Below are 24,763 nucleotides of genomic sequence, written 5' to 3' on the forward strand. Positions count from 1 at the left end.
ATACGAAAAAGTATATAGTATACGTACTTTTACTATAAATAGATTAGTATAACTAATGGATTTTGTTATAAAAGTACTGTGGAGTGATAATGGTATGGATCAAAAATTAATTAACCAATTGCTTGCTTTGCCGGGTGAGGAACTACATCTTAAAAAAGGTGATTTTCTCTTCCGTGAGGGGGACAAGGCAGAATACTTTTACGTAGTAGTAAAAGGTAGAATGAGCATTAAGAAGTTCGAAGCTAGCGGACACATTTTTGCGTTGCGTTTAGTAGGGCCGAATAATGTAATTGGTGAGGTTCCGTTGTATGAGGAGAACACTAGAACATATGTGTTCAACGCCATTGCTCGGGAGGATTGCTCTGTTTATTGTATACGCTATGATGTGTTGGAAGGGGCTATTGCAAAAGACCATTCATTGGCTATTGCAATGATGAAAATCTACACTTTACATATGCGTCGTCAACAGGCAAAATACCGGGACTTGCTACTTTACGGCAAGAAGGGAGCATTCTATTCTACCTTGTTGCGCTTAGCCAATAGTTATGGTGTAAAGCGCGAGGATGGTATCTTTATTGATATTGCCCTAACAAATCAAGAGTTGGCTGAATTTGCTGCCACATCAAGAGAAAGTTTAAATCGCATGCTAAGTGAGTTGCGTAAGTTGGGCTATGTAGCCTATGACAAACACCATCTAGTAATCTGTGATTTTGACGCTTTAATCGGATTACTTGATTTAGAGGTTGATAATATAGACCCTAATATTAGTAATATCGAATAACAGGATTTTCTCCCTTGTGTTAGCTCAGCTAGCACAAGGGATTTTTTTGTAGTTTTGAAGGAGGACACGAGATGAGCTTGTTGTCTCAAAAGTTTAAGTTTCTTCGCAAGAAGAACGTATCTCCAAGCGGCCATCAAATAACTGAAGATGGCGGCCGCGAGTGGGAAAATTTTTATCGTGACCGTTGGTCTTACGATAAAGTTGTCCGCACAACGCATGGCGTAAACTGTACTGGTTCTTGTAGCTGGAATATCTACGTTAAGAATGGTGTTGTAGCGTGGGAAAATCAGGCTACTGATTACCCTGAAACACCAGATGATATGCCGGATTACGAACCACGTGGGTGCCCTCGTGGTGCAACATTCTCTTGGTATCTCTATAGCCCATTGCGCGTAAAATATCCATATGTGCGCGGCGAATTGGCTGAGCTTTGGAGAGAAGCGAAAAAGAATGCTAAGAACCCAATCGAAGCTTGGAAATCTATCGTAGAGGATCCTGAAAAAGCAAAAAAATACAAATCTGCCCGTGGTATGGGTGGCTTTGTGCGCTCCACATGGGATGAAGCGACAGAAATTACAGCAGCATCCTTATTATATACAGCAAAAACATACGGCCCTGACCGCAATGCAGGTTTCTCTGTAATTCCAGCGATGTCCATGTTGTCCTATGCATCAGGTGCTCGTTTCCTTAACTTAATGGGTGGCTCACCATTGTCTTTCTATGACTGGTATGCCGATTTACCACCTTCTAGCCCTCAAGTTTGGGGTGAACAAACAGATACTCCTGAATCTGGTGACTGGTATAATGCTGGTTACATCATGACTTGGGGTTCTAACGTACCGTTGACTCGTACGCCAGATGCTCATTTCTTAACAGAGGTACGCTACAAAGGTACTAAAGTTGTATCCGTATCCCCTGACTATGCGGAATCTACAACTTCTTCCGATGCTTGGCTCAATGTAAAAGCCGGTACTGATGCGGCTCTTGCTATGGCAATGGGCCACGTAATCTTAAAAGAATACTACATCGACAAGGAAACTCCATACTTCAAAGAGTATGCTAAAGAGTTTACAGATATGCCATTCCTTGTACGCGTTGAAGATATCAATGGTACTGTACAACCAGGCCGTTTCTTGAATGCTAAGGATTTAGGTCGCCAAGAGGAAGGCTCTGACTTCCAAATGGTATTGATCGATGATACAACTAATGAAATCGTTGTTCCTAATGGTACAATGGGAGATCGTCACACAAACCCTGAAAAATGGAACTTACGCCTTGAAAACCGCGATACAGGAGCTAAAATCGACCCTCGCCTATCCGTGTTTGATCAACGCGAAGAAGTGACTGTTGTTAAGTTGCCATACTTTGGTGATGAAGAACACGAAGGCGTTATTGAACGTGCTATTCCTACCATTACGGTACAAACTGCAGATGGTCCTGTAAAAGTAACTACCGTATATGACCTCATTCTTGCTAACTATGGTATCGACCGTGGTATCGGCGGTGAAGTGGCTAAAGCTTACACTGATGACACTCCATACACACCTACATGGCAAGAAAAAATTACTGGCGTAAAAGCAGAAATCGCTATTGCTACAGCTCGTGAATTTGCAGACAATGCAGAAAAAACTAAAGGTCGCTCCATGATTATCATGGGTGGCGGTATCAACCACTGGTATCATGCGGATATTATTTACCGTACAATCTTGAACCTTATCATGTTCTGTGGTACAGAAGGTGTTAACGGTGGTGGTTGGGCTCACTACGTAGGTCAAGAAAAACTTCGTCCTATTGAAGGTTGGGGCGGTATCATGACAGCTAACGACTGGAGTAAAGCTCCTCGTTTGCAAAATAGTACATCTTGGTTCTATTTTGCTACAGAACAATATCGTTCTGATTGCATCGACTTGGCAGACCGCGTATCTAAATTAGCTAAGCCTCGTTATCGTCACCCTGGTGATTATAACGTATTAGCGGCTCGTTTAGGTTGGTTACCATCGTATCCTACTTTCAATAAAGGCAGCCAAGAATTGATTAACGATGCTCGTGCAGCTGGTGCTGGTACAGAAGCAGAAATTAACCAATATGTGGCGCAAGCTTTGAAAAATAAAGAATTACAATTCTGTGTAGAAGATCCAGCAGCTAAAGAAAATCACCCACGCAACTTGTTTGTATGGCGTGCAAACCTTATCGGTTCTTCTTCTAAGGGCCACGAATACTTCTTGAAGCATTTATTAGGCACTAAAAATGCAGTATTAGAAGATGATGACGCAGCTACACGTCCAGAAGAAATCAAATGGCGTGAAGCTGATGGGGCAGGTAAACTCGACCTTCTCATCGACATCGATTTCCGCATGGCATCTACAGGCTTGTACTCTGATATCGTATTCCCTGCAGCTACATGGTATGAAAAAGAAGACTTGTCTTCTACTGATATGCATCCATATGTACATGTATTCCAAGCAGCTGTTGATTGCGCATGGGAAACTAAATCTGACTGGGATACATTCCGTACCCTTGCAGAAACAGTTTCTCGCGTAGCAAAAGAGTCTGGCTTCACAGAATACGAAGATATCGTAGCATTGCCTCTTGGTCATGATAGCCCAGGTGAAGTGGCTCAACCAGAAGGTAAGGTTCTCGACTGGAGCAAAGGCGAATGTGAACCAATTCCTGGTAAAACAATGCCTAACCTTGTTCATGTAAAACGCGACTATAGCCAAATCTTTGAAAAATACATTGCTTTGGGACCTAACATCGAAAACAAAATAGGTGCCCATGGCTTGGCTTGGGATGTATCTGATGAATATCAAACATTGTATGCACAAAATGGTACAATCGATAATCCAGAATTTATTTCTCATGGCCGTCCAAGCATTTACGAATGTAAAGAAGCTTGTAATGCTGTATTAACATTGTCTTCTTGTACAAATGGTAAATTGGCTGTTCGCTCTTGGAAAGCAATGGAAGAAAAAACAGGTCTTTCTAATCTTGAAAAGAACGCAAAAGGTCGTGAACAAGAAAAGATTACCTTCGATGACATGGTTCGCCAACCGCGCTTTATCATTAGCTCTGTAACAAGTACTGGTAAGAACGATAAAAACCGTCGTTACTCTCCATTTACAACATCTACAGAGGACAAAGTACCATTCCGTACCGTAACAGGTCGTCAATCCTTCTATTGCGATCATGAAATGATGCGTGATTATGGTGAAGCCATGGCGTTGTATAAACCTGTATTGTCCTACAAACCAGTACAAGGTGACTACAAACAAGAAGGCATTCCAGAAATTACATTGAAATACTTAACTCCACATAATAAGTGGGCTACACATAGTATGTACTTCGATAGCCAACAAATGTTGACATTGTTCCGTGGTGGTCAAACTATTTGGCTCAACGAAGATGATGCAGCAGAAATCGGTGTTAAAGATAATGACTGGGTAGAAGCTTTCAATAAAAATGGTGTTGTGGCAGCTCGTGCAGTTGTATCTCCACGTATTCCTCGTGGCATTTCCTATATGCATCACGCTCAAGATCGTCACATCAACGTTCCTGGTACGCAAGTTAAGAAAGACCGTCGCGGTGGTACACACAATGCACCAACTCATATTTACATGAAACCGACACATATGATTGGCGGTTATGGTCAATTGAGCTATGGCTTTAACTACTATGGCCCAACTGGTAACCAACGTGATATGACAATTGTGGCTCGTAAGTTGAAGGAGGTGGATTGGCTTGAAGATTAAAGCTCAAGTATCCATGGTCCTAAATTTGGATAAGTGTTTAGGCTGTCATACATGCTCTATCACTTGTAAAAATACATGGACGAACCGCGAAGGCGCGGAATATATGTACTTTAATAACGTGGAAACTCGCCCAGGTGTAGGCTATCCTCGTAATTGGGAAGACCAAGAAAAATGGAAGGGCGGCTGGACGCTAGATAACTCCGGTAAATTAGCTCTTTCTACAGGTTCTAAAACAAATCGTTTGATGAAATTATTCTTCCATCCTGAACAACCAGAGTTGAAGGATTATTTCGAACCTTGGACTTACGACTATGAAACATTGATTCATGGTGGTCGTAAAAATAACCAACCAGTAGCTCGGCCTCGTTCTCTTGTAACGAAACAAAAAATGGAAGTGACTTGGGGCCCTAACTGGGATGATGACTTGGCTGGCGGTCAACATGCTCGTGCAGACGTGAACTTGACTAAGATGGGGCAAGATATCGTATTTGACTACGAAGAAGTATTTATGCGTTATTTACCACGTCTTTGTAACCACTGTTTGAATCCTGCATGTGTAGCAGCATGCCCATCCGGTGCTATCTACAAGCGTGATGAAGATGGTGTTGTACTTGTTTCTCAAGATGTATGCCGCGGTTGGAGACATTGCGTTCCATCTTGTCCATACAAAAAAATCTTCTATAACTGGGAAACGAATAAAGCTGAAAAATGCGTATTCTGTTATCCTCGTTTGGAAAATGGTCTGCCTCAAATATGCGCTGAAACATGTGTAGGTCGTATGCGCTATGTTGGTGTAGTCTTATACGATATGGACAAAGTTCAAGAAATGGCAGCTACGAAGGATGAACAAGACATCTACCAAAATACAGTAGATTTAATCTTGGACCCTAATGATCCAGAGGTTATTAAAGCCGCTCGCGAAGCAGGTATCTCTGAAGCATTCTTGAAAGCAGCTAAAAAATCTCCTGTTTACAAGCTTGTAAAAGAATGGGGCGTTGCATTGCCATTGCATCCAGAGTATCGCACATTGCCAATGGTTTGGTATGTGCCACCGCTCAGCCCAATTTTACAACGTGTTACATCTGATGTATACTTGCCAGATGCACATGAAATGCGCGTACCTGTACAATACCTTGCTAACTTGTTTACAGCAGGTAATACAGAAATCTTAGCTCGTACATTGCAACGTGTTCTCGACATGCGTGAATACATGCGCCGTCGTGAAACAGGTGACGGTCCTATTGAACACAAAGTTGATTTAACAGAAGACCAAATGTACGGTATGTACAAATTGTTGGCATTGTCTAAATACAACGATCGCTTTGTTATTCCATCTGATGTTAAAGTATCTCGCGAAGGTCGCCTAGAAATGCAACAAAATCGCGGCTTTGCTTGCCCGACAGGGGGATGTCAATAATGAAGGATGCTCAGAAAATCGCTCTTATTGCGTCATTTCTTCTACGCTATCCTGATGAACAATGGTATAACGAACTACCTGAATGGAGAGAGGACGCCCAATCCGTTGGGCATCCTCAGCTTCGCCAAGGTTTATTAGAATTCTTCGACTATGTAGAGGATGCTAATAAAAAAGAATTCGAAGACCAGTATGTTCGTACCTTTGATTTTAGTCAAAATACAACGATGTACTTATCGACTTATGAATTGCAAGGTACAGGGGAACAAGCAGAAGAACTCGTTAAATTTAAAGCGTTCTTCCTTGAAAACGACTATGATTTGCCAAAAGAAATGCCAGACTATATTCCGGCACTTCTTGAATTATGTGCCGTTATCGATGAAGAAAAAGCAAAAGAAATTTACGACTATTGTAAGCCAAAATTGGAATACATTAGAGAACGCTTCATTGAGGCTAAATTGCCTTATGCATTCTTGTTTGATATTATCTTGTCTGTTGCAAATGGATTGGAGGACGGTGCACGATGAATCTATTCCTTTGGGGCGCGTTGCCTTACATCGCATTCACCTTCTTAATCGTAGGTACTTTGGTTCGTTTCTTCTACTTTGAAAGAAACTGGACTACAAAATCGAGTCAATTTTTAGAGAAAAAACAATTGCGCATTGCCAATCCATTGTTCCACTTTGGTTTGCTATGCGTTATCGGCGGTCACGTAGTAGGTGTATTAGTGCCTAAAACTTGGACTGCAGCTATGGGTATTAATGACCATATGTACCATGAAGGTGCATTATATATGGGTGCTGTAGCGGGTATCATCTTCATCGTTGGTTTCTTGCTCTTGATGAAACGCCGCTTTACTGTACCTGCTATGAAAGTAAATACATCTGGCTTTGATAAATGGCTATATTTATTCTTAACATTAGCTATCTTTAGTGGTATGGCTGGTACATTGCTTAATGCATCTGGCTTTTTTGACTACCGTGTATCCATCGGCCCATGGTTCCGTAGCTTATTATCCTTTATGCCTGATCCATCCTTGATGGAAGGCGTGCCATTCATGTTTAAATTCCACATGTTGGCATGGATGGTGGTTGCTATTATCTTCCCATTCAGCCGTTTGGTACACTGCTTGAGTGTTCCACTCAACTACTTAACACGTCCGTTCATCGTATATCGTAAACGGGATCAAAAATAATTAGGATGATGATTAACTTGTATGCCTATATATAATAGGATTCATTAATCTATGGCCCCTTGTAGTGGTGAAAGCATATGCTCACAACTATGAGGGGCTTTTTATTTACCGATTCTGTATTAGTAGATTACAATGTATTCCCTGTAGAGAAGAAATTTATTCATTGTAATAAGCTTAGAATGACTATAATAAGTATTTTAATTTAGAATTATTCTTATAATATATACTATGTATCTAATATAAGTAATCTACAAAATTCGATTTAAATGATAAACTATATCGTATATATTGAATTTTTTAAGTATTATTTTCGAGAGGTATATGATGAATCAAGTTGAAACAAAACAGAAAAAAAGTATTTACCATATCTTTGTATGGATTGCTATTTTCTCCTTAGTTATGATCGGTTTATTAGAGTGGGGCTACATGGCCGGTGGTCGTGCCTTTGGTAACTATAAAGTGTATACGGGTCTTGTGCCATGGTGTGTATGGATCGTCATGACCTATTTAACGACTCGCCCTAAATGGTTTACAAGCCGCTATAATTTAGGTGACATGTATAAGGTACACCGTGCATTAGGTATTGCCACTGTAGCTGTTATTGCATTCCATTTATATCTCTATTTTGGTAAAGCGGCTAAATCCATCCTTGGTTGGTGGGGCGGATATGTGGCTCTTACCTCCTTTAGTATTGCTACAATCTCTGGCCTTGCGTTTTTAACTCCAAAACTTAGAAAGGTTACACCATCTGGTCGTAATGTAGGTATTTGGTTACATCGATTAAATCTTGTAGCACTTGTTGCTGCAGATATCCATATTCATGGTTTTAATCGTATTTCTAAAATGGTGCCATTTTTACAAGTGTTTGATATCATTACATACGGTCTCGTTCTTTACTGCATTTACTTGATATTTAAAAAGAAATAATATGAATTACTAGAATCCCTTCTGTATCATGCAGAAGGGATTTTTCGTTACATTTATAGTTTCTAGTAAATTAACATAGGATATTATCAGTTTGAGTCATAAATGATTATGAGATTGATATACATTTTCTCTTTACTCATATAATGAAAATTGTTATTATCTGTATGTTAAACATGATAATGATAATTAGGTTCACAGATTCATTATTTATTCATTTTTATTCTTGTTATTTTTATTGTGTGAGGTTTAGTATGATTAAACGTAAAATGACCAGTGCTTTTGCAGTGGCTGCCATGATGGGTGTGGCTACAGCTTTTGCTGTTAACCCATTTTCTGATGTTCCTTCTGATAGTTGGGCTTATCAAGCAGTAGATCAATTGGCTACAGCTGGTATTATCAATGGATATCCTGATGGTACTTTCAAAGGGCAAAATAATATTACGCGTTATGAAATGGCTCAAATGATTGCGAAAGGTATGGCTAATCAAGATCGGGCAAATGCGGAACAACAAGCTATGTTAAATCGCTTGGCGGATGAATTTTCCAATGAATTGAATACACTTGGTGTGCGTGTAGCTAAATTGGAAGACCGCGTAGGCAATGTAAAAGTTACTGGTGATGCTCGTATCAATTACATCGGTAAAGAGGGTGGCGATGGTTATGATTACGAAGATAAGATCACAGCTCGTGTACGTCTAGGTCTCGACGCAAAGGTTAATAAAAATACCTCTGTCAAAGCACGTATTACATCAGGTTCTATTGAGCTAGGTGATAGCTCTAAAGAGGCACAAGCTAATTGGGATTTGGCATACGTAGAACACAAATTCGGTAAAAATGTTGTGGTCGATGCGGGTCGCTATACTCAAAAATTTGGTGGTGGCTTGATTTATAGCTCTAACTTTGATGGGGTAGGCGCTACAGCTAAGCTTGGTGATAAAGTTACATTAAATGGCGCTTATGGTTACATGACAGCAGGTCGTTTTGCTAAGACTAGTAAAGCTGATAATGGTGATGTAGGTCTTATCAATGCTAATGTAGCTGTTAATGATCGCTTTGGTTTTGGTGGTATGTTTGCTCATGTAGGTACAACGAATGTACGTATGGGTAATGGCAAGAAAAATAACGAATTCGATAATATATATGGATTTAATGCTAAGTATAATATTGGTAAATTCGGTATTGATGGCGAGTGGGTAAAAGCATCTGGCTTGAGTGATTCCGATATTTGGAACGTTGGCGTTAAATGGGGCGACTATAAAATTAATAAGAAGAACTCTTGGACTATCCGATTAGATTACTTTGATCAAGCTAAGAATGCACCTGTATTTAAAACACAAAAATATGAATCTAATGATTTATTAAAGAAAACACGGTATGAAGGCTATAAAGCATGGCAATTAGGTGCATCCTACGCACCAGAGAAAAATATCGGCATTAATGCATACTACGGTTTCAATGCTAAGACACAAGAGGGTAATCGCGTAAATGATTACTATCGTGCGGATCTTAACTTTAAATTCTAATTTAATCAGTAATTAGTTCTAAGTAGAATGCTATAGGGTGAGAGTGTTTTATTAGCATGCTACATTAGGCCAAACTAGATGTATACTTGTAGATTGTATAAGACATAGAGAGGTTTATTATGGCAGAAGTTGTAAAAAAACAGTTTAAGAGTAAATACCATATTTTAATTTGGATTGCAGTTTTATCCTTAATATTTATGGGGATGGTGGAATATGGTTATGTAACAGGTGGTAGACCATTCGGCAATTGGAAGGTTCATTTAGGCCTTATTCCTTATGTGGCATGGCTTGTATTAACATACATTGCAACAAAACCAAAATGGTTTATCAAACGATACAATCCAAAAGAAATGTTTGAAATTCATCGCATCGTAGGTATTGTTAGTGTGGTTCTCGTATGTGCACACTGGTATGTATACTTCTTGAAAGCTTTGAAATCCTTCTTAGGCTTCTGGGGTGGTTATATCTCCCTTGTGGCTATGTTTATTGCTCTTATCTTTGCGGTATTATACTTAACACCTTGGGTAGGGAATATGGCAAAATCTGTATCTCGTAGAAAAGCAATCTGGATTCATCGCTTGAATCTTGTTGCTATTATTGCGGCAAATATCCATGTTCATGGATTTGGACGTTTATCTAAAATGGTGCCATTCTTACCTGTGTTTGACGTAGTGACTTATGCGCTTGTTATTTACTATATTTATTGGATGTTCAAACAAAAATAATATATCGTAGGCATCTCTTTCTTTGGTAAAAGTAGGAGAATCACACGATAAAAAAGACCATCGCTGACCCTTATGGGTATAAGCGATGGTCTTTTTAGGTTGTTTGCGATACAATAGAATTATAAGTATATATTCTATGGATTTATGTAAATATATGCTGTTGCATTCTTTTGAGGTAAGATTAAAAATCTGTTCTATAAACATTTCTTTTGTATTATAGTATTCTTTAGCTCATATCGATATGTATATTACTACCTTTATAGGTAATTTTAAATAAGAAAGAAGGATATTATGGATTCTTCTTGGAAACGAATTATATACCTAATCTGTACTATACAGGTTGGTGGGGGTATAACAATTATTGGTGTATTATCCTTTCTTCCGTTATTTTTAGCTGAGCTAGGTCTTCATGATCCAGGAGAAGCCGCCATGTGGGCAGGCCTTGTATCAGGTGTAACGCCTTGTATGGTGGCACTGAGTGCACCCTATTGGTCGCGTAAGGCTAATCAGCTTGGTCCGCGTAAGGTGATGATGTTCATCTTGTTTACCCTGATGGTGACTGTTGGCGCCTGTGCTTTTACACAAACACCATGGCAGTTATTAATGTTACGTATATTGCAAGGTGTGGTAGGGGGCTATGTTCCAATAGGATTGGCTATTATTATTCTCGTAACCCCTGAAAATAAGGTACCTTGGGCAATGGGTTTATATCAAGCCTCCATGGTTATGGGTCTCGTTTTTGGACCACTCATGGGTGGTTTGGTGGCGGACTTATTAGGTTATCGTGCACCATTTGTTATGTTCTCAGCCTTAACAGGGCTTTGTATGTTGGGAATTTATCTATTCATGCCTAATCTACAGTTTGAGCATAAGGTAGATGCTAGAGAGTCGCAGCTGTCTCTAATTAAATCCTTTTTGGTCATACCTCGAGTTCGCCTCTTGGTAGGATTATTGTTCTTATGTAATTTTGGTATTACTGGTATTGGTCCCATTTTACCACTATACATTAAGCACTATATGCATATGAATGATGAGTTTGTAGCCACTATTGTTGGTATAATCATCTTTGGCGCCGGTTTGTTTAGTGCTTTAGCTTCAATCTCCATTGGCAAGATAACAGAACGTTTAACCATGCCTCGTATTGTTTTTACTGCTACATGGGCCGTAGGGACTTTGTTTATACTTCAATATATAATGCCTAGTATATGGGGTCTTGGCATATTCCGTGCCATTGCAGGATTCTTCATGGGTTTTATTACACCGATTGCCAATACGCTCATATCCAAGGCGGTTCCTATTGAGCGACGAGGTATCGTGTTTGGTGCGGTGTCTAGTGTGGCCATGATGGGAAATGTATTGGGGCCTGTCCTTAGTGGCATGATTGCTCGTGCCTTTGGGTACGGGGCGGTCTTTTGGTCTACAGCAGCTATATTCTTTGTAGCGGCGCTGTTTATTTATCGTAGTTTAGTTATTCCCAGTGAAAGTCAATCGGCATAGCTGATCTGCTTTCACCGTTTTAGACATAGTTAAATATATTTAGTATTATGTAGAGGATCGATAGATACTATAGATTCTATGTAAGATACTATGTAGAGAAAACGTATAGCAAACTCCGATATGGGGTTATATGTTGCGAAATGTTTCAAAGGTATTGATTTGTCTAATCCGTAAGAGAGATGAGAGTGCATCGTTATGTTATTAAAACAATTAGAGTATTTTGTATGTGTAGTAGATAATAATAGTTTTACACAAGCTGCAACAGAGCAATATGTATCTCAATCTGCTATATCTCAGCAAATCAAAGCTCTTGAAAATAGCCTTGGTGTTGAATTAATGGTTCGAGAGAAACGAAGTTTTCATCTAACACCAGCAGGACAATATTTATATCGATCTGGTAAGAAGCTATTAGAACGGTTCCATGATATTAAGGTAGAAACGACGCGCATTGGTACAGATGCACGGGTGAGTTTGCGCATTGGCTATTTGAACCGTTATAGTGGGATTGCTATGCAGCAAACTGTGATTCGCATGGCAAAGCGTTATAAAAATTTAGATATTCGTATGTACAGCGGCAGCCATGAAGAGCTATATGGCATGCTTAGTGATCGTCGTGTAGATGTAGTATTTAATGATCAATGGCAAATTTTATCTGATGATTTTGAAAGTCATTTAATTGATAAAGCCACTACATTTATAGAGGTACCACAAGGATATACTAATGAAGATTGTGTAGAACTAAAGCATATCGATGATTTACCACTTATTTTATTGTGTCGCGGGAAATATACCTTGTCTGAAGAGGAACACTATCGTAAGGCCATAGGTTATAATGGCGCCTTCGCTTATGCTCGCACGTTAGAAGAAGCACGATACCTGGTTGCAGGGCAGCAAGGGCTATTACTATTAGATTGTTTTAAATACTTAACAGATCCTATGCCAGGTATCGAGCGTAAGGTATTGACGAATCATGGTAAGCCTATGGAACGCCACTACTACTTTATATCGCAACGAAATCAAAATAATTCGTATATTGTAGCTCTTAGAGATATGTTCCGGCAGGTACTTGAAGAATTATAAATGAGATTATAAATGAAAAAGTCGTTAACAACTTGTTAACGACTTTTTTCTTTTTCTGTACATCATTTATTTGTATTTTTCTTATATAGTTATGATGGTATTAGTGATTTAGACTTTTCTTTGTATCTATGAGTATAACCTTACAAAAAGTCTCTTAACATCATGAAGCCATCAATAGATAGTTTGATACCATAAATGACGAGAACCGAACCACAGAAACGGTTAATCCATGCCATATGAGTAATTTTAATTTTTTTAGCTAGTAGATGCATTGTAGTAGCTAGAGAACCAAACCAAATTGGTGTCATAACTAAGAAACCAGCGAAGAAGTGGTAGATGCTTTCTTTTGGAATATTAGCTTGAAAAGCACCGAGCATCATTGTCGCATCTAGAATGGCTTGAGGATTGCCCCATGATACCGCAATGGCTGAGACAATAATTTTTCTAATTGGGATATGTGTGTCCACATTGTGCATGTCTGGTTCAGTTTTAAATATATTAAAGCCCATATAAACAATGAGGAGGCCTCCAAAGAGGAGAACTATGAGCTTTGTGAGTGGCCACATTTCAAGAACGGCACCAATACCATAGAAGGCGGCAGCACTTAAACTCATGTCAAAAAACGCTAGTATGATTAGCGTCAATATAATGCGACGGACAGGTTGCACCAAGGCCGTATTAATAATGAAGAGGTTTTGCATGCCAACAGGGGCAAACGTAGCGAGGCCGACAAGAAGTCCTTGTAAGAAGTACATATTAACCCTCCTGACTATGGTATGATAAAGTACTAATAAGGTGAATAGTAGCACGAAACCCCTCCATTACTGGAGGGGTCCTTACTATTCTATTCATATATAATTATAACATAATATACAATATATGTATATTTTCTACCATAAACCTATCATATGTTGTGCCATAAGGCTTACGACAGAAATAGCAATCCAGCAACAAGCACCTAAGGCTAGAGCAGAGCCGCCGGATTTTAATAATTTTACAATATTTGTATTAAGGCCGATTGCTACCATGGCCATTGTAATAAAGTATTTGGAAATTGTTTTGAAGATACTCAAGAATTGAATATCTACATTAGCATAGGATAATGCTGTTGTGATAAGGGAGCAAAGTACAAAGTATAAAACGAATCTTGGGAAAATCTTAGCAATACTAACGTTTGCACCATCTGTCTGAGAGGCATTTTTCTTGGCTTTGTATACTTGATAACTAGCGAGGCCTAAACATATAGGAATAATAGCTAGGGTACGTGTTAGCTTTACGATAGTAGCATATTCCAAAACTTGAGTGCCCGTACCTTTCATACTATCCCATACAGCAGCTGTTGCTGTTACAGAAGAAGTATCGTTAACTGCAGTACCAGCGAACAATCCAAAGCCCATGTTAGAGAGCCCAATGGCGTCGCCTAATTGAGGGAATACGAAGGCGGCTACTACATTGAAGAAGAATACAACAGAGATTGCTTGTGCAATATCATGATCCTCTGCTTTAATAACTGGAGCCGCAGCAGCAATAGCGGAACCACCACAAATGGATGAACCAACACCAATGAGGACTGCTGAGTTAGAGTCAATATGGGTTAATCGATAAATAACATAGGATACGATTAACGATGTAGCGATGGTAGAAATGATGACAGGTAAAGAAATCCAACCTACATGTAGAATCTGTGTAATGTTAAGACCAAAGCCCAACAAAATAACGGCCCACTGTAAAATCTTTTTGGATGTAAATCCAATGCCAGCACCTGTTTTTTCCCGTTTCCAAGAGGTGAAGATAGAACCGATAATTATACCTAAAATGATGGCAAAGATTGGACTACCTACTAGATGAAATTGCTGTCCTAGTAGCCAACAAGGAATAGCGAGAATGGCACAGAGCAAAATGCCTGGCAACGTTTTTTGATTGATACCCATTATAAAACCTCCTTACTGTACATACAGTTCACGTCATATGCGGTATCATGTGGCGTTTGCTTTCTATAGTGTTAATAGTACCATAGGAAGGGTTTTTAAATCTACTATATATGTCAGAATTATACAGAATATTCATCGCATTTTTGAAGTTTTTATATGATTAATATAAATAAAAACAAATTATAAGATAGGAGTTAATATTATTGAGTTAAAGATTTTGTATAATCGTAAAATTCATAATAATAATTTATAAGTTGAAATTTAAACTTGTTTTGTGATGAATAAGGTGTATATAATGAATAGAATCTATTTCAGGTGGAAATAGAGTATATAAAGTGAGGACCCTTATGATTGATATTACAAAAATAATTGAAACCAATAAAGAATATGTGAAACAACACCCTGAGCTACCAAAGGCGGGGCTAACAAGCCATCCTACAAAAAAGTTAGGCATCGTAACTTGTATGGATACCCGCTTAGTAGGTATGCTAGAAGAAGCACTAGGCTTTAATCGAGGTGAGATAATTGTCATCAAAACTGCAGGAAATAGTGTAACACAACCTATCGATAACATTGTGCAAAGCTTGCTCGTTGCTACCTATGGTATGGAAATTGAAGATGTGCTAATCATCGGTCATGAAAACTGCGGTATGATTGATTTTTCTGCTACAACATTCATGGAATCTATGAAAGCGAAAGGTATTAGTGAAGATGCTATTCGCATGATTGAACCGGGCCTTATCGACTGGATGGATCGATTCCATATCTCTGAAGACAATGTAATTTATACAGTTAACTTCCTACGCCACCATCCACTATTTCCAAAAGGAATGGGGGTCTATGGAGGCATGATGGATCCTGATACAGGCGAATTTCGCTACCTCGAAATCTAGGCTAAGATTTGATGGGGCCCAAGTTGATTTGTACATTTAGGTGAAAAAGAACGATAACTAACCTCTACGCTCCAAAGCGAGCTAAGTCGCTAGTCGGTTAGTTATTGCCCTTTTTCTAACTGTACCTATGAATTAGTCCCATCAAATCTGAATGTCTATTAACGAGTTAGCGTAATTTCGCCGCATCAAGAGTGAACGGAGAAAGGGAATGGCTTAGCCATTCCCTTTTCTTGCTCTCTATATAGCCAACCTATTATTTTTGCATTTAAGGTTGATGGTAGGACTATATGGGACTATTACATAAGTACAGCCATAAAAATCACAGAACCTAGTAAAGAGCGACTTAGCTCGCTTTGGAGCGATGAGCTAGGTTCTGTGATTTTTAACTAGGCTCTCACTAATGTATTCGGGCCCCATATAGTCCTATTATGGTAAACCTTAAGCGTAATAATAGGTTGACTATATATTCCTTTTCGCTGTATATTGTAATTAGATTGTAAACTTAATCACATAAATTAGTTAACCTATGCGGCAGTAAGTATTCGCTTGAGAGGAGCTTTGTATGAAGCAGTTAGGTATTTCTATAATTGGTACAGATACAGATGTAGGTAAGACATTTGTGACAGGGTTATTGGGGGCGATGGCTGTAGACGATGGCTTTGCTGTTGGTATGGTGAAACCTGTGTCTTCTAGTGCAGTTCCTTTCCCTGAATGTGTGACGATGGATGAGGATAATTATAATATTGGCCTTGAGAGTAAAGATGCGACGCATTTGATGCGTTCGGCAGGTATTCCTGAATCTCGTCGTCATGAGGTGAATCCTTACGCTATTGCCGGTGATTTTTCTCCTCGCCTTGCAGCGGAATTGGCTGGTATCGAGATCGATTATGATGGTCTTGTAGAACATACTTTGGATGTAGTGAGTCGCTATGATATAACCTTTGTAGAAGGTGCTGGCGGTATCACGACCCCTCTCTATGGAGATAAAACTTTCACAGATTTTATGAAAGATATCCAATTACCAGCTATTGTCGTAGCAGACGGTCGTCTTGGATCTATTAATCGCGCTGTTTTGACTTGCGAATATGCTAAGTTGCATGGTATTGAGGTGAAAGCTATTATCGTAAATGATACGACAGCTGTAGATTTGTTCTTGTTGAAAACAAATGTGGCAGATATGGAGCGTTATACAGGTGTTCCTGTAGTATCTGTAGTGCCGCCATACCAAGGACCGGATATTCACAAGGTTCAACTTGGATGGGCTCGATCTTTTATTGATTCTAAGGAATTATGGAATACAGTATTAGGTCTATAAATAATAATTGGCTGCTTCCATATATTAGCTATAGCAATTTAATATATGTTAGAAGTGATATTGAGTACATATTAACAGTGATTTTGAGACATATTAAATTTGTAATTTAGCATACCTTAGATAGGGCAATTTAATTTAGTTTATATAAGGTATATGTAATAGAGAGTTATAGTTTGTAAAACTTAGTAAGTATGAGGTGACAAAATGGCAGAGAAACAGCTTTCACAAGCAGCACAATGGGACCACGAGTTTGTATGGCATCCATTTACACAAATGCAAGATTGGCTAGCACAAGAACCAGTAGTAATTGAACGCGGTGAGGGGGTATACCTCATCGATGAGAACGGTAAAAAGTATTACGATGGTGTATCCTCTTTGTGGGTTAATATTCATGGTCACAACCATCCTGTATTGAACCAAGCATTGAAGGATCAAATCGATAAAATTGCGCATAGCACGTTATTAGGCCTCGTAAGTCCTCCGTCTGCACAATTGTGTAAAGAACTTGTAGAGCTTGCTCCAGAAGGCTTAGATAAAGTATTCCTCTCTGATGATGGCAGTACAGCTATCGAAGTGGCTATTAAAATGGCGTACCAATACCGTCAACAAGTAGGGCAAACGAAAAAGACTAAGTTCATTGCCCTCAATGCAGGCTATCATGGGGATACATTAGGTACCGTATCCGTAGGTGGTATTCAATTATTTCACCAAGTATTCCATAATCTATTATTTAAACCATTAACATTGCCAAGCCCTGGTGTGTATAGAGATTTGGCAGATCGAGATAAAGCTTTTGAAGAGTCGTTGACTGAATTGGAACGCATCCTTAACGAAGAAGGCGATGAAATTACAGCTCTTGTTATGGAACCATTGGTGCAAGCAGCGGCAGGCATGCTCGTAATGCCTCACGGTTATTTGAAACGGGTTCGTGAGTTAACAGAACAACACGATGTATTCCTCATCGTTGACGAAGTAGCTACTGGCTTTGGCCGAACTGGCAAATTCTTTGCTTGCGAACATGAAGGAGTATCTCCAGATTTTATGACCTTATCCAAAGGCATCACTGGTGGGTACCTTCCATTAGCAGCAACATTGACTACACAACGCGTATTCGATGCATTCCTTGGCACCTTTGAGGAAAAGAAAACATTCTATCATGGTCACTCCTATACTGGTAATGCCTTGGCCTGTGCCGTTGCGTTGGCTTCTTTGAAAGTATTCCGTGATGAAAAGGTAATTGAACAATTGCCTGCTAAAGTAGAAGCTTTCGCAAAGGCCTTAGAACCTATTAAATCTTTGAAGCATGTGAAAGAGGTTCGTCAGCGGGGTCTCATCGTAGGTATTGAACTTGAAAAAGATGTGTCCACCCACGAAGCGTATCGCCCAAATGATGCGGTAGGTGCTAAGGTGGCAATCCTTGCCCGTGAACAAGGTCTTATTTGCCGCCCTATTGGCGACGTGGTTATCCTTATGCCTCCATTGGCATCGACTGTGGAACAATTAGAGGACATGGTTCGTATTGTAGGTGAAAGTATCCAACGTGCAACTGAGGAAGAGGGGATACTTGAAGATATGCGCCCAATTATTTTATAATGCTAAATTAATTATTGAAAAGCTACACCTATTGTCTTTTGTTAGTAGTTTAAGGCAATGGGGTGTAGTTTTTTTGCATAACATATCGAAATTTCGTCATATTTTAAACTATAGACTATACATTGCCAAAATTCGATGATTATTTAGCATATCTATGATACTATATATGTATAAAGGAGGTCATCGTATGGACATTTATGTAATTATGCAAGTTATTATTTTATTTGGTGCCATCTTCCTCGGTGTTCGCCTAGGTGGCATGGGCATCGGTTACGCTGGCGGCCTTGGGGTTGTGTTGTTAAGCCTTGGTATGGGGATGTTTCCGGGACAGATTCCATGGGATGTAATTCTGATTATCATGTCTGCTATCGCAGCCATCTGTGCCTTACAGTTAGCCGGCGGTCTTGATTATTTGGTGCGCATTGCTGAAAGTATTTTGCGTAAAAATCCTAAGCATATCAACTATTTGGCACCAACTGTTACGTATTTCTTAACTATTCTAGCGGGTACTGGTCATACAGCATTCTCTATGATTCCAGTAATCGTAGAGGTGGCGAAAAGTGAAAACATTAAGCCATCTGTGCCATTATCTATCGCCGTTGTAGCAAGCCAAATTGGTATCACAGCGAGTCCTGTATCGGCAGCAGTAGTTGCTATGAGTGGGTTCCTTGAGCCATATGGTGTTAACTATCCTACATTGCTCGCCATCTGTATTTCCACAACATTTGTAGGGGTTATGATTACGGCATTTATCATGTCTACCTTTGCGAATAATGATTTATCTTCTGATCCAGTGTATCAAGAACGTTTGGCGGCAGGTCACGTGGCGCCACCTCGTGAAAAAAGCACTGATTTCCACTTAAAACCTGGTGCAAAAACTTCAGTATTGATTTTCTTGATTGGTATCATTTGTATCGTATTCTACGCAACAGCAATTTCCAAAAACATTGGTATTATTAAACCAGTTATCTTTGGTCGAAATGATGCTATCATCGGCTTTATGATGATTATTGCGGCTGCTATCACATTCTTCTGTAAGCTTGATACAGCAGAACTTGTTAATACAAGTACATTCAAATCCGGCTTATCCGCTTGTGTCTGTGTACTAGGCGTAGCATGGTTGGGTGATACCTTTGTAAAAGGTCATATCCCTGAAATCAAAGCGCTCGCTTCTAGCATGGTAACAGCATATCCGTTCCTATTGGCGGTAGCGTTCTTCTTTGCAAGTACATTGTTGTATAGTCAAGCGGCAACTACGCAAGCTTTGGTACCAGCTGTAATTCTAGCTCTCGGTATTACACCAGAGAACACAGGATCCGTTTATATTATTATCGCATCCTTTGCAGCTGTATCTGCACTCTTTGTATTGCCTACATATCCAACACTTTTGGGGGCTGTACAAATGGACGATACGGGCTCTACACGAATTGGTAAACTCGTATTTAACCATCCGTTCTTCATACCTGGCGTACTTGCTATTGCCATCTCCGTAGCACTCGGTTTCTTAGTGGCTCCGTTGATGCTGTAATTGGTGAAAGCTAAATACGGTTAATTCCAAAGTATACGCTAAAACGTTAAAGGACGTAACTACAGTGTTACGTCCTTTTTGTTATTTATTTTTATCCTTACAGTTTCTACAGATTCCAGCAATCTCTAAGTGATGTTCCGTCACAGTAAATCCTGCTTTGCTGAGTTCTTTAGGCATTTCTACGACAGGACAGGTATGGAGTGGTATCATAGCACCACAGCTCGTACATACAGCATAGTGGCGGTGTGTATGAGGGGTGATTTCATAATATGCCATATCACTACCCATGAGCGTGGTACGTGTAACGATACCCTTAGTTTCTAATAGTTCAAGTGTACGGTAGATAGTAGACATCCAAGTAGTGCTACCGTCACCTAAGCGTTCTGCGATTTCAAGGGCTGTAATGGGTTTATCTGTAGTTGTTAATACAGACCAAATGGCTTCGCGCTGTTTGGTCTTTTTTATGCCTTCTGGCCAAGTTGTTGTATTCATAGCTCTCTTTCGATTCTATTTTAATACTAAACATGCTATACACCTGTATAGTTAAATGACTTATATGGCTAATAGAATATCAAATATGCTATCGCATTTGGTTAGATATATTTTTATATTTAACTAGTTATATTTTTTAATCTACTAGCTGTATTATTTGACTCTAACTAGTTATATTACTCTAACTAGCTATAATATTTATGCCTAAATATATAAATTATTGTTTTAGCTTATCTACTAAACTGAAAGCGTCGTATGATGGTGCGAATATTTTTAATGACTAACACTACCAGTAAAATACCTACCGACGTTAGGGACACGAAGCCACCAGGTGCTACGTTAAGGAAGTAGGATCCAAAAAGTCCGATAATCATGGCAAGTAAGCTAAATCCAATGGAGCATAATAAAGTTATTTTAAATCCTTTTTCTAATTGTAATGCAGATGCTACTGGTAATGCAATCATGGCACTCAATACGAGAACACCAACGATTTTAATAGAAATGGATACGGCGGCAGCCATTAAGATAGCAAAGATATAGTTGATAAAATCTACCTTAACACCTGCTACACGAGCCGCTTCTTCATCGTAAGCGATGTAGAGTAAGGAGTTATACAAAAAGTATAGCGTTAATACTGATAAAATGGTGAGCACTGCAATACTAATCATATCGGTTGCGTTTACCGTTAGGATGCTACCAAAGAAGAATACATTTGCGTTAGCCTTTAGTTTGCCTGAGCTAATAAGTGTAATAGCTGTACCGATGCTGAGGGATAAGATGATAGTAAGAATAAGATCGAGATGGTGTGAAAAATATTTTCGCAAGAACTCGATGAGTGCACCGCAGATGGCAGTGAAGATAAAGGCTCCTAAAATTGGATTAGTATTCGTTAATAAACCTAGTGTAATACCTGCTAGCGATGCGTGACTCATGGTATCGCCAATCATACTGGAACGGCGTAGCACCATGAAGATACCAATACATGGACATAAAAGAGAAATACAAATTGCTACGAAGAAGGCATTTTGCATGAAATCATAACTAAACATGGCGCACCTCCTCAACTGTGGTATCATCGGCCTGAGCCTGAGCCTGAGCCTGAGCCTGAGCCTGAGCTTCTATTGTTACATCTGTGAAACAGGAGCAGTTTTTGTGATCTATTGGATTGCGACCTGTACTGTGCATGATTTCACTAGCATATTGCTCAGGGGAGCAAAGGTGACCTTGACCATTTGCAATATGGTAGATATTGGTAGAGTTGGCGAGAGCCATTTCGATATTGTGCTCAACAGAGATAATCGTAATATGGTGCTCTTGGTTCAAATTTCGAAGTAGAGCATAGATGCCCTCTTGGCTTTTTCTATCGATACCTGTTGAAGGCTCATCGAGGATGATGAGGTCAGGCTTACCGATGAGGGCGCGGGCGATAGATACACGCTGAGCTTGTCCACCTGAAAGTTTGCTGATGAGACGGTCTTTAAATTCCGTCATATGGGTAAGCTCTAATACGCGATTGACTTCCTGTTTATCCTTAATCTTTAAAAGTTTACGGTAGGAATCGAGGATTTCTTTTACCGTAATAGGAAAGCCTGCGTGAGAGAAGTCATTTTTTTGAGACACATACCGAATATTATTGGTGCTTCGCTTGATAGAGCCTTTTACAGGGGTAAGAAAACCTAAAATGAGACGGAGCAAGGTACTTTTACCACACCCATTATCCCCAACGATGGATATATAATCACCACTGTGAATATGTAAATTAAGGTCATTTAACACATAAGGCGGTTGACCTTGATAGGAAAAATAAAGATGTTCTATTGATAACATATGAAAACCACATTTCTGATTGACAAAATTCTAAGTAAGTTTATACTATAACTATATTACAAATGCAACTGAGTCGCAACTGCAACTAAAGAATGGTTTATATTCTGTATAGGCATAGCGATCAGGTTTTTACAAAGGAGGACTACGATGATCAAGAAACTGATTTTGTTAGTTGTAGGTATTATGATGGCTGCTTTATTTGCAGGTTGTGGCAACGATGCACCGAATGCACAGAAGGAACAAGCAAGTAAAAAAATCCAAGTGGTAACAAGCTTTAATGCAATGGCTGAGTTTACTAAGGCTATTGGTGGTGACAAGGTAGAGGTATCTACTATTATACCAGATGGCGTAGAACCACATGATTTCGAATTGAAGCCTGAAAATATGAAACAATTGGCAACAGCTCAAGTATTTGTGTATAACGGTTTTGGTATGGAGCCTTGGGCAAAACAAGCTATCGAAGCAGCTAAAAATGATAAACTCGTATCTGTTGTAGCTACTGAAGGTGTTGAAGCTATTAAAAATACTGACCCAGAAGAAATTAAAGAACATGGTGCAGAAGATCCTCATGCATGGTTATCTTTGAAAAATGCTAAAATTGAAGTGAAAAATATCAAGGATGCCCTTGTAAAAGTTGACCCAGCAAACAAGGATTATTATGAAAAGAATTATACTGAATACGTTGCTAAATTAGATGCAATGATTAAAAAATATGAAGAGCAATTCGCTAAAGCTCCGCATAAAAACTTTGTTACAGGCCATGCAGCATTTGCGTACCTATGCCGTGATTTTGGTTTAGAACAAAACAGTGTGGAAGATGTATTTGCTGAAGGTGAACCTAATGCAGCACAATTGGCTAAACTCATCGAATACGCTAAAGAAAACCATATTACTACTATCTTTGCAGAAGAAATGGCTAGCCCAGAAGTATCCAAAACTTTGGCACAAGAAGTAGGTGCTAAGGTAGAAACTATTTATACTATCGAAAGCAACGAAGATAATAAAACATACTTAGAACGTATGGATGAAAACCTTACAAAAATTGCAGCATCTTTGCAATAAGATAAACGAAAAGGCGGCCCCTAGTGGGGCTGCTTTTTTGCGTTATAATAGGTTAGAATAATGTCTTAAAATTTGAATTATATAGTATAATATATTAATAGATGAAATAAAAAGGAAACCTAATATGGTTATCATTAATAAATCAGGGGTTGCTGATGAAAGGGCTTGACCATAGTTATTATTTTGAAGGGGCAAGTTACCTATAAGCAATTTGGTCTAAATCTTTGGATAACGGGAATTTCTTTTTACATAATATCCTTCATCTTTGGTGTGGGAGGTATAATGTTGTCCATGACGGTTTAAATATAGTTTGTGTTACAATTAAAGAAATATAGGTGTTTTGGAGGTTTTATGGAAACAAAATGGTATTCAGATATTTGGCAGCTTGTGGTAGCTCCCTTTAAACGCGGTATTCCACAGATTGTAGAGCATGGATCTTGTCGAAAAGGGTTCTATGCTACAGTAGCTTTGGCATTGGTGGCATTCGTATTTTCAAATATTCTACCTACTTTTTTGAGTATGATATTTGTGGATAAACTTAGTGTTGCACTTACTGGTGCGGCGGCTCTTTCTGGGGCCGGTATATTAGGCCTAGCGGTTGGCTTGCTATTTGCTTTTATTGGTATTGCTATTTATTCTGCGATTTTCTCTTGGGTCGCCAATAAATTTGATGCGAATACTACATATGAGTCTGTGTTAAAGATCATGTGGTATGAACAAGCTTATAATCAGATTATGGGCCTAGTATATTTCATTGGCTTTCTATTACTATCATTGCCATTTTTGTTGCTACTAGGATCTAATCCTGATTCTACAGTAGGTAGTATCGTATGGATAATTATTATTATATTCGCAACGATAGTTTTTGCAGTTTATACATTCTGGGTATGTTTAACATTGTTAAGTCGCCAAATTAATAAATCCCGTTTAGCAACTTTTGGCATTTCTATTATTACGAGTTTAATTCCCATAATCGTTTTAGGTATCTTGATTGGAATGATAGCACTTGCTACTTCCAGATAATTACATAACATGAAAAATATGAAAGGGGGGCTGTAACAAAACAGCCCCTTTTTTATATTTTAAAGGAATCGCAATTAGAATATGGTAAAACCACATTCTTTTATAGGCTCTTTTGTGCTATAATGATGAACGGAAAATGAAAAGGAACTATTTTTTATAGTTCCTTTTGGTGTGTTGTATGTTATAGTATTTAAACTTGAATGTTATG

General features: G+C 39.0%; 21 protein-coding genes. 16 read left to right on the top strand and 5 right to left on the bottom strand.

Annotation, left to right across the window (positions count from 1 at the left end; translation table 11 throughout):
- Nucleotides 1-94: 94 nt before the first annotated feature.
- The 10 genes from DWV85_RS06760 (at nucleotide 95) to DWV85_RS06805 (ending at nucleotide 12,891) form a co-directional block, all read left to right on the top strand.
- Nucleotides 95-781: a Crp/Fnr family transcriptional regulator gene (locus DWV85_RS06760; RefSeq protein WP_123138390.1), complete on the top strand. Its 687-nt coding sequence runs from the start codon at nucleotides 95-97 to the stop codon at nucleotides 779-781.
- Between the two features lie 71 nt (nucleotides 782-852).
- Nucleotides 853-4,530 carry a nitrate reductase subunit alpha gene (locus DWV85_RS06765; RefSeq protein ID WP_123138391.1) on the top strand — a complete coding sequence of 1,226 codons (3,678 nt, stop codon included), beginning with the start codon at nucleotides 853-855 and terminating at the stop codon, nucleotides 4,528-4,530.
- On the top strand, nucleotides 4,520-5,947 hold the full coding sequence (gene narH / locus DWV85_RS06770) for a nitrate reductase subunit beta (RefSeq protein WP_123138392.1): 1,428 nt from the start codon (nucleotides 4,520-4,522) through the stop codon (nucleotides 5,945-5,947). The genes DWV85_RS06765 and narH overlap by 11 nt, the downstream gene beginning before the upstream one ends.
- Complete coding sequence (gene narJ, locus DWV85_RS06775) at nucleotides 5,947-6,471, top strand: nitrate reductase molybdenum cofactor assembly chaperone (RefSeq protein ID WP_039969529.1); 525 nt, start codon at nucleotides 5,947-5,949, stop codon at nucleotides 6,469-6,471. Before narH ends, narJ begins: the two co-directional genes overlap by 1 nt.
- Nucleotides 6,468-7,139 carry a respiratory nitrate reductase subunit gamma gene (gene narI / locus DWV85_RS06780; protein ID WP_123138393.1) on the top strand — a complete coding sequence of 224 codons (672 nt, stop codon included), beginning with the start codon at nucleotides 6,468-6,470 and terminating at the stop codon, nucleotides 7,137-7,139. The genes narJ and narI overlap by 4 nt, the downstream gene beginning before the upstream one ends.
- 324 nt (nucleotides 7,140-7,463) lie before the next feature.
- Nucleotides 7,464-8,066, top strand: coding sequence for a hypothetical protein (locus DWV85_RS06785; protein ID WP_165851649.1), 603 nt, complete (start codon nucleotides 7,464-7,466; stop codon nucleotides 8,064-8,066).
- 251 nt (nucleotides 8,067-8,317) lie between these two features.
- The gene (locus DWV85_RS06790; RefSeq protein WP_004697905.1) at nucleotides 8,318-9,589 is read left to right on the top strand and encodes a putative porin; all 1,272 of its coding nucleotides are present in this window, start codon (nucleotides 8,318-8,320) and stop codon (nucleotides 9,587-9,589) included.
- Between the two features lie 119 nt (nucleotides 9,590-9,708).
- Nucleotides 9,709-10,314, top strand: coding sequence for a hypothetical protein (locus tag DWV85_RS06795; RefSeq protein ID WP_008715278.1), 606 nt, complete (start codon nucleotides 9,709-9,711; stop codon nucleotides 10,312-10,314).
- 291 nt (nucleotides 10,315-10,605) lie between these two features.
- Nucleotides 10,606-11,811, top strand: coding sequence for an MFS transporter (locus tag DWV85_RS06800; protein WP_008715280.1), 1,206 nt, complete (start codon nucleotides 10,606-10,608; stop codon nucleotides 11,809-11,811).
- Nucleotides 11,812-12,006: 195 nt separating this feature from the next.
- Complete coding sequence (locus DWV85_RS06805) at nucleotides 12,007-12,891, top strand: LysR family transcriptional regulator (protein WP_021147672.1); 885 nt, start codon at nucleotides 12,007-12,009, stop codon at nucleotides 12,889-12,891.
- Nucleotides 12,892-13,031: 140 nt separating this feature from the next.
- Here the strand turns inward: DWV85_RS06805 and DWV85_RS06810 are convergent, their stop codons facing one another.
- Nucleotides 13,032-13,646 (bottom strand): LysE family transporter, encoded by a 615-nt coding sequence (locus DWV85_RS06810; protein WP_123138395.1) that lies wholly within the window; start codon nucleotides 13,644-13,646, stop codon nucleotides 13,032-13,034.
- Between the two features lie 135 nt (nucleotides 13,647-13,781).
- Nucleotides 13,782-14,822 (bottom strand): YeiH family protein, encoded by a 1,041-nt coding sequence (locus DWV85_RS06815; RefSeq protein WP_024061052.1) that lies wholly within the window; start codon nucleotides 14,820-14,822, stop codon nucleotides 13,782-13,784.
- A gap of 347 nt (nucleotides 14,823-15,169) precedes the next feature.
- Here DWV85_RS06815 and DWV85_RS06820 point away from each other — a divergent pair, with 347 nt between their 5' ends.
- The 4 genes from DWV85_RS06820 to DWV85_RS06835 all read left to right on the top strand — a co-directional run bounded on the left by DWV85_RS06820 (nucleotide 15,170) and on the right by DWV85_RS06835 (nucleotide 20,151).
- On the top strand, nucleotides 15,170-15,715 hold the full coding sequence (locus tag DWV85_RS06820; RefSeq protein ID WP_123138396.1) for a carbonic anhydrase: 546 nt from the start codon (nucleotides 15,170-15,172) through the stop codon (nucleotides 15,713-15,715).
- Between the two features lie 562 nt (nucleotides 15,716-16,277).
- On the top strand, nucleotides 16,278-17,030 hold the full coding sequence (gene bioD / locus DWV85_RS06825; RefSeq protein WP_123138397.1) for a dethiobiotin synthase: 753 nt from the start codon (nucleotides 16,278-16,280) through the stop codon (nucleotides 17,028-17,030).
- Nucleotides 17,031-17,234: 204 nt separating this feature from the next.
- Nucleotides 17,235-18,623, top strand: a complete 1,389-nt coding sequence (bioA, locus tag DWV85_RS06830) for an adenosylmethionine--8-amino-7-oxononanoate transaminase (protein ID WP_123138398.1) — start codon at nucleotides 17,235-17,237, stop codon at nucleotides 18,621-18,623.
- A 187-nt stretch (nucleotides 18,624-18,810) separates the two neighbouring features.
- Nucleotides 18,811-20,151, top strand: a complete 1,341-nt coding sequence (locus tag DWV85_RS06835) for an anaerobic C4-dicarboxylate transporter (RefSeq protein ID WP_008603031.1) — start codon at nucleotides 18,811-18,813, stop codon at nucleotides 20,149-20,151.
- 81 nt (nucleotides 20,152-20,232) lie between these two features.
- Here DWV85_RS06835 and DWV85_RS06840 read toward each other — a convergent pair whose 3' ends face one another.
- The 3 genes from DWV85_RS06840 to DWV85_RS06850 all read right to left on the bottom strand — a co-directional run bounded on the left by DWV85_RS06840 (nucleotide 20,233) and on the right by DWV85_RS06850 (nucleotide 22,470).
- Nucleotides 20,233-20,643 (bottom strand): Fur family transcriptional regulator, encoded by a 411-nt coding sequence (locus tag DWV85_RS06840; RefSeq protein WP_008603029.1) that lies wholly within the window; start codon nucleotides 20,641-20,643, stop codon nucleotides 20,233-20,235.
- A 230-nt stretch (nucleotides 20,644-20,873) separates the two neighbouring features.
- Entirely contained in the window at nucleotides 20,874-21,692 is an 819-nt protein-coding gene (locus DWV85_RS06845; protein WP_004693987.1) for a metal ABC transporter permease, read from the bottom strand.
- Nucleotides 21,685-22,470: a metal ABC transporter ATP-binding protein gene (locus tag DWV85_RS06850; protein ID WP_008603025.1), complete on the bottom strand. Its 786-nt coding sequence runs from the start codon at nucleotides 22,468-22,470 to the stop codon at nucleotides 21,685-21,687. The genes DWV85_RS06845 and DWV85_RS06850 overlap by 8 nt, the downstream gene beginning before the upstream one ends.
- Before the next feature lie 147 nt (nucleotides 22,471-22,617).
- On the opposite strand from DWV85_RS06850, the gene DWV85_RS06855 reads away from it, so the two are divergent.
- Nucleotides 22,618-23,532 (top strand): metal ABC transporter substrate-binding protein, encoded by a 915-nt coding sequence (locus DWV85_RS06855; protein ID WP_004693983.1) that lies wholly within the window; start codon nucleotides 22,618-22,620, stop codon nucleotides 23,530-23,532.
- 351 nt (nucleotides 23,533-23,883) lie between these two features.
- Nucleotides 23,884-24,555 (top strand): hypothetical protein, encoded by a 672-nt coding sequence (locus DWV85_RS06860; RefSeq protein WP_123138399.1) that lies wholly within the window; start codon nucleotides 23,884-23,886, stop codon nucleotides 24,553-24,555.
- Nucleotides 24,556-24,763: the final 208 nt, after the last annotated feature.

Source organism: Veillonella sp. AF13-2, from assembly GCF_003603295.1.
GTDB lineage: Bacteria > Bacillota > Negativicutes > Veillonellales > Veillonellaceae > Veillonella > Veillonella parvula_E.